This is a genomic window from Acinetobacter johnsonii, from assembly GCF_048551975.1.
Taxonomy (GTDB): Bacteria; Pseudomonadota; Gammaproteobacteria; order Pseudomonadales; family Moraxellaceae; genus Acinetobacter; species Acinetobacter johnsonii_A.
In genome coordinates this window covers 1-1,018 of sequence record NZ_JBIMCF010000075.1, presented here as the reverse complement: position 1 = coordinate 1,018, position 1,018 = coordinate 1, and the positions used below count along the sequence as shown (strand labels likewise).

Sequence of the window (1,018 nt, the reverse complement as noted above, 5' to 3'; positions counted from 1 at the left end):
CACATACACACACACACCCAAGATCAGAACCAAACAAAACAAAAAAAAATTGCTTTCTTACGTTTCACATGTCAGGATGGTGCCAGACACTCTTATTGGATAGTCAAAAATCTCTTTTGTTTCTGTGTAAAAGGGAGGTCCTTTCAAGGCGTGAATGTTTCAGAACTTTAATTTATTTGGAAATGACCCAGCTCTTCAGTACACTGTCGTCACTTAGTTTAGCACAGGATAGAAACTCGGGTAACCAAAACACCTGGAGAAACGATTGTATGTTCAGTTCAGTTCAGTGGCTCAGTCGTGTCTGACTCTTTGGGACCCCGTGGCCTGCAGGACGCTGGGCTTCCGTGTCCATCACCAACTCCAGGGGCTTGCTCAAACTCATGTCCATCGAATCAGTGATGCCATCCAACCATCTTAGCCTCTGTCGTCCCCTTCTCCTCTGCCTTCAATCAAGACTCTCATAGGCAGATATTTTCGAGTGTAATTAGTGTTCATAGTTTATCTAAAAGCTCATATCACATTTAATTTTTCGTTTTGTTCCTGTTCTTTCGAGGTACTTTCTTGTTGACAAGCTTGTGACAGATAGAACGATATAGCAATTTTTACCTTAGAACAAACCGAGGCACTATGAACATTTTGTGCTTCATGTTGATGACTCTTAGACATGTCTACAGTAGAGGAGCAAAAACAAAACTACTAGATATTTCATATTGACTAGTTCCCAGTTCACGGGACTCTGACATTCCCTGAGGTCAAAGTTTTCTTGTATTGGAAGCAGTTGGGTTTGCAAGGGCTGCCTTGTCTTGAGACCATTGAAATAAGAACTCAGAACTTGAGCACTATTATCAAAAATCACAAGGCTCACACTGACACAGACATCAATCCAGACAGACAAGACAAGACATCTTCCAGTTTTCCGCCTGAGATGGAAAAGATTTCTTTGAGCCGTTTTTTCTGGGGAGTGGGGGGTGGGGCTGGCGGCCAGGCAGGCTTTGGGAAGGAGCTCATGGTTTGGAAT

The 1,018-nt window shown here is 43.0% G+C and carries 1 protein-coding gene; it reads left to right on the top strand.

Features of this window, described 5'->3' with window-relative positions; translation table 11 throughout:
* Nucleotides 1-832: 832 nt before the first annotated feature.
* A partial coding sequence (locus ACG9ZB_RS16680; protein ID WP_419326800.1) for a hypothetical protein occupies nt 833-1,018 on the top strand: 186 nt, incomplete at its 3' end.